We start from the raw sequence: 5156 nt of genomic DNA, 5'->3' as shown, positions 1-5156 counted from the left end.
GCGGTCGCGGCGCAGGGCGCGGAGCTTGCTTTCACCTATCAGGGCGAGGCGCTGGGCAAGCGCGTCAGGCCGCTGGCCGAGCAGCTCGGCGTTCCCCTGGTGCTGCCCTGCGATGTCGAGGACATCGCCAGCGTCGATGCGGTGTTCGCCGCCTTGCGGGAAAAGTGGGGGCATCTGGATTTCCTGGTCCACGCCATCGCGTTCTCCGACAAGAGCGAGCTGAAGGGCCGCTATGCCGACACCAGCCGCGAGAATTTTTCGCGCACCATGCTGATCTCGTGCTTTTCGTTCACCGAGCTTGCCAAGCGCGCCGCCGCGCTGATGCCGGCGACCGGCGGCACGATGATCACGCTGACCTTCGGCGGCTCGATGCGGGTGATGCCGAACTATAACGTGATGGGTGTCGCCAAGGCGGCGCTGGAAGCCTCGGTGCGTTATCTCGCCACCGACTTCGGCGCGAGCGGTATCCGCGTCAATGCGATTTCCGCCGGTCCGGTGCGGACGCTCGCGGGATCGGGAATCGGCGATGCGCGCGCGATGTTTGCGTTCCAGCAGAAGCACTCGCCGCTCGGCCGCGGCGTGACGCTGGATGAACTCGGCGGTTCGGCGCTGTATCTGTTGTCCGACCTGTCGGGCGGCGTGACCGGGGAAGTTCATTACGTCGATTCCGGCTACAACATCATCTCGATGCCGCGGCCGGAGGATCTGAAGAACAGCGCCGAGTAACCTATCCCGCCGCGAGGGCGCTCGCGCGCTGGAAGGCCGGGCGCGCCGCGCAGCGGTCGATGTAGCGGTCGAATGACGGCCGCGCCGGCACCATCTTGAACAGCCGCACGGCGAAATTGAGCCCCGATCCGATCGCGATATCGGCGGCCGAGAAGGCCTCGCCCAGGATCCACGGTCCTTTCTCGAGGGCTGCGTCGAGCACGTCGAACACGCGCTGCGCGTCGCCCCAGCCGGCGGCGACCGGATTCATCTCGACCTTGGTCGCGACCTGCACCATGGCGGGCTCGATGCAGCCCGGCGCGAAGAACAGCCAGTAGAGATATTTGGCGCGCAGGGGATCGCCGACCGGCGGCGCCAGCCTGGCTTCGGGATACCGCTCGGCGACATAGGCGCAGATCGCCGCGGCCTCCGCGAGCGTCGCCTCGCCGTCCCTGAGCGCCGGCACCTTGCCCATCGGATTGACGGCGAGATATTCGGGCGTCTTCTGGGCGCCTTTGGAAATGTCGGTCAGTACCCGCTCGTAAGGCTGCCCGGTTTCCTCCATCAGCCAGAGCGCCGAAAACGACCGCGAGCGCGGCGACCAGTAAAGCTTCATCATCGGACAGTCTCCTTGATCCACCGATAATATTTCATGACAAAGCCGGTCATCGGCTCGACCTGCTCCTTTTCAAATAAAAAACCCTCGCGCTCGTACCAGCGCCAGGCTTTTTCATTCTCGCGCACGCAGCGAAGCCAAATCTCATCTGGCAGCTCGCGCCGGGTGAAAGCGAGCAGTTGCCTGCCGATATTTTGACCCTGATATTCCGGCGCGACGAACAATTGGTCGAGATAGCGGTTGGGCAGATGCAGCGCCAGCATCGCGGCCACGGCGCCGTCATCGGCGGCGACGAACAGGCTCCAGCCCTTCTCGACCTCCTGCGGAATGCGCGCGCGCAGCTTCGCCAGCAGGAAATTGCCGGCGTCCTCGAGCCCGGTGGAAGCCCAGCTGTTCATCCAGACGCGGGCGATCTCGTCATATTCCTCCCGCCGGGCCGGGCGGATCGTCGTCGGCGCCATCGAATAGGCTCCTTCGGCAGCAAGCTGCCCGGTGTTGAACCAAGAAAAAACCCCCGCGATATTATCGCGGGGGTGTCTTCAACTTCAATCGAAAGCGGAAAATCTGTTCCGCCGCCGGGCGGATCAGGCGAGGTCGAAGCGATCGGCGTTCATCACCTTGGTCCACGCCTTGACGAAGTCTTTCGCAAACTTCTCCTTGGCGTCCGCGCTTCCATAGACTTCCGCGATGGCGCGGAGCTGGGAATGCGACCCGAAGATCAGGTCGACGCGGGTACCGGTCCACTTCACCGCTTTCGTCTTGCGGTCGTGGCCCTCGTACTCGCCATCGGAGCCGGCCGGTTGCCACACCGTGCTCATGTCGAGCAGATTGACGAAGAAGTCGTTCGTCAGCGTTTCCGGCTTCTTGGTGAAGACGCCGTGCTTGGAGTTGCCGGCATTGGCGCCGAGCACGCGCAGGCCGCCGACGAGTACCGTCATCTCGGGTGCTGTCAGCGTCATCAGTTGCGCCCGATCCACCAAGGCCTCCTCCGGCATCATGAACTGCTTCTTGCCGCTGATATAGTTGCGGAAGCCGTCGGCGCGGGGTTCGAGCGGTGCGAAGGAGGCGGCGTCGGTCTGCTCCTGCGACGCGTCCATGCGGCCGGGCGTGAACGGGACCGTCACGGTCAGGCCGGCATCCTTCGCCGCCTTCTCGATGGCGGCGCTGCCGCCGAGAACGATCAGGTCGGCGAGCGACACCTTCTTGCCGAACTCCTTCCGGATCGCTTCGAGCTTCGAGAGCACCTTCGCCAACTCAGGCGGATTGTTAACGTCCCAGTCCTTCTGCGGCGCGAGGCGAATGCGCGCGCCGTTCGCGCCACCACGCTTGTCGGAACCGCGGAACGTCGACGCCGACGCCCAGGCGGTCGAGACCAGCTGCGCAACGGAGAGGCCGGAGGCGAGGATCTTTGCCTTCAGCGCCGTAATGTCCTGCTCCCCGATCAACGGATGATCCACCGGGGGAATCGGGTCCTGCCAGATCAGCGTTTCCTTCGGCACCAGCTTGCCGCGATAACGCCTGGTTGGTCCCATATCGCGGTGGGTGAGCTTGAACCAGGCGCGGGCAAAGGCGTCCGCGAACTGGTCGGGATGCTCGTAGAAGCGCCGCGAGATCTTCTCGTAGGCCGGGTCGAAGCGCAGCGCGAGGTCCGAGGTCAGCATGGTCGGAACATGCTTCTTCGACTTGTCATACGCATCGGGAATCGTGGCCTCGGCGCCCTTCGCTTTCCACTGCTTGGCGCCGGCCGGGCTCTTGGTCAGCTCCCATTCGAACTTGAACAGATTGTCGAAGAAGTGGTTGCTCCATTGCGTCGGGGTCTGCGACCAGGTCACTTCCGGGCCACCAGTGATGGCGTCGGCGCCGAAACCGGTGCCATGCTTGCTCTTCCAGCCGAGGCCCTGGTCCTCGATGGCGCCGGCTTCCGGATCGGGACCCATCAGCGATGGATCGCCTGCACCGTGGGTCTTGCCGAACGTGTGACCGCCGGCGATCAGCGCCACGGTCTCTTCGTCGTTCATCGCCATGCGAAAGAAGGTTTCCCGGATGTCCTTTGCCGAAGCGATCGGATCGGGATTGCCGTTCGGGCCTTCCGGATTGACGTAGATCAGGCCCATCTGCACGGCGCCCAGCGGCTCCGCGAGCTGGCGTTCGCCGCTATACCGTTCGTCGGCCAGCCAGGTGCCCTCGGGACCCCAGTAGAGCTCTTCCGGCTCCCACACATCGGCGCGACCGCCGGCGAATCCGAAGGTCTTGAAGCCCATCGATTCGAGGGCGACGTTACCGGAGAGAACAAACAGATCAGCCCAGGAAAGTTTACGGCCATACTTCTGCTTGATCGGCCACAGCAGGCGCCGCGCCTTGTCGAGGTTCGTGTTGTCCGGCCAGCTATTGAGCGGCGCGAAGCGCTGTTGACCGGCGCCGGCGCCGCCACGGCCGTCGGTGATGCGGTAGGTGCCTGCGCTATGCCACGCCAGACGAATGAACAGTCCGCCATAGTGACCGAAGTCGGCCGGCCACCACTCCTGCGAGTCCGTCATCAGGGCACGCAGGTCCTTGATCACGGCATCAAGGTCGAGGCTCTCGAACTCCTTGGCATAGTCGAAGGCTTCGCCCATCGGATCGGCGGCGGGCGCGTTGGTATGGAGCACGCCGATATCGAGGTGCTCTGGCCACCAGTCGCGGTTCCTGTGTCCGCGGGTGCCGCCGGTGAACGGGCACTTGCCGGCGCTATCGTCAGTCTTTGCGTCCATGTTTTTCTCCTATCGCGTTTCGAATTTCAGCGCGAAGCCGCGCAGGTCGCGCTCCGCATCGGCTGCACCGGGTTTGCCTGCCACCGCGGAAAATCCTGCCCGGGCGCCGGTCGTTAATTGGAGGCGGTCAGCCATGGCTTTTCCGTTCGTCAGGTGGGGCAGGGCGCATTTGAGCAAAGGGGAGACCGCAGACGCATTGACCCGGAACAACCGCGTCAGCCCGGATCCGCAGGGTGGGTGCCTCTCGCCAAATTCGCTGTACCGCTACCTTGGAAGATATCCAACATCAGGTCCAGTCGAATTGTCTTGAGCTCTCGATCAGTTTATCTGATGGGAATGATCACGCTTCGACAGCTTCGCTATCTCTCCGCGCTGGCCAAATACGGCCATTTCGGCCGCGCCGCCGAGGCCTGCGCCGTGACCCAGCCCGCTCTGTCCATGCAGATTCGCGACCTCGAGCGCACGCTCGGCGTCGCCGTGGTGGAGCGGCGTCCGGGCGATGTCATGTTGACCGATGTCGGGCGCGAGATCGCCCGCCGTGGCGAAGAGGTGCTGACGGCCTCGCGCGATCTGGTCGACTTCGCCCGCCATCGCAGCGGCTTGCTGACGGGACGGCTGACGCTCGGCGTGATTCCCTCGCTGGCGCCCTATCTGCTGCCGCGGATTCTCCCCCTGCTGCAGTCCCGGTTCCCGGAATTGCGGCTGGAACTGCGGGAAACCCAGACCCGGCAATTGGTCGAGGACATCAAGGGCGGCGCGCTCGACGCGGCGATGCTGGCGTTGCCGGTAGCCGAGCCGGATATCGAAACGATCGCCCTGTTCGAGGATCTGTTCCTGCTGGCGGTGCCCGCCAGCGACCCGCGAAAGGAGAGCGCGCGGGTGGCCGCGGCAGACATCGATCAAAGCCGGCTGATCCTGCTCGAGGACGGCCACTGCCTGCGCGACCAGGCGCTGGCGTTCTGCGCGACGGCGGTGCGGGGCCGCACCGCTGCCGGCGGCGGCACCGTGTTCGGCGCCAGCAGCCTGAACACGGTGATGCAGATGGTCGCGGGCGGCTATGGCGTCACGCTGATTCCGCAGATCGC

5 protein-coding genes and 1 pseudogene are annotated in these 5156 nt (G+C 64.7%); 2 read left to right on the top strand and 4 right to left on the bottom strand.

All coding sequences use genetic code 11. The annotated features are described in order from the left end of the window. On the top strand, positions 1-726 hold a 726-nt coding region (gene fabI, locus QZ213_RS24335; RefSeq protein WP_291688626.1), incomplete at its 5' end, for an enoyl-ACP reductase FabI. Position 727: 1 nt separating this feature from the next. Here the strand turns inward: fabI and QZ213_RS24330 are convergent. From QZ213_RS24330 to QZ213_RS24315, 4 genes and pseudogenes are all read right to left on the bottom strand, one after another. Further along, complete coding sequence (locus QZ213_RS24330; protein ID WP_291688625.1) at positions 728-1324, bottom strand: glutathione S-transferase family protein; 597 nt, start codon at positions 1322-1324, stop codon at positions 728-730. Continuing rightward, a complete protein-coding gene (locus QZ213_RS24325) occupies positions 1321-1782 on the bottom strand; it encodes a GNAT family N-acetyltransferase (protein WP_291688624.1) in 462 nt (153 codons plus the stop codon). Before QZ213_RS24325 ends, QZ213_RS24330 begins: the two co-directional genes overlap by 4 nt. Before the next feature lie 123 nt (positions 1783-1905). After that, positions 1906-4071 (bottom strand): catalase/peroxidase HPI, encoded by a 2166-nt coding sequence (gene katG / locus QZ213_RS24320; protein WP_291688623.1) that lies wholly within the window; start codon positions 4069-4071, stop codon positions 1906-1908. Positions 4072-4086: 15 nt separating this feature from the next. Next, positions 4087-4182, bottom strand: a pseudogene (locus QZ213_RS24315) (catalase); the annotation flags it as partial. A gap of 225 nt (positions 4183-4407) precedes the next feature. Between QZ213_RS24315 and QZ213_RS24310 the strand changes: the two are divergent. Then, positions 4408-5156: LysR substrate-binding domain-containing protein (locus QZ213_RS24310; protein WP_291688627.1), on the top strand; the 749-nt coding region annotated here is incomplete at its 3' end.

The organism is Bradyrhizobium sp. (genome assembly GCF_017881085.1).
In the GTDB taxonomy this organism is placed as follows: domain Bacteria; phylum Pseudomonadota; class Alphaproteobacteria; order Rhizobiales; family Xanthobacteraceae; genus Bradyrhizobium.
This window is presented reverse-complemented; position numbering and strand designations above follow the sequence as displayed.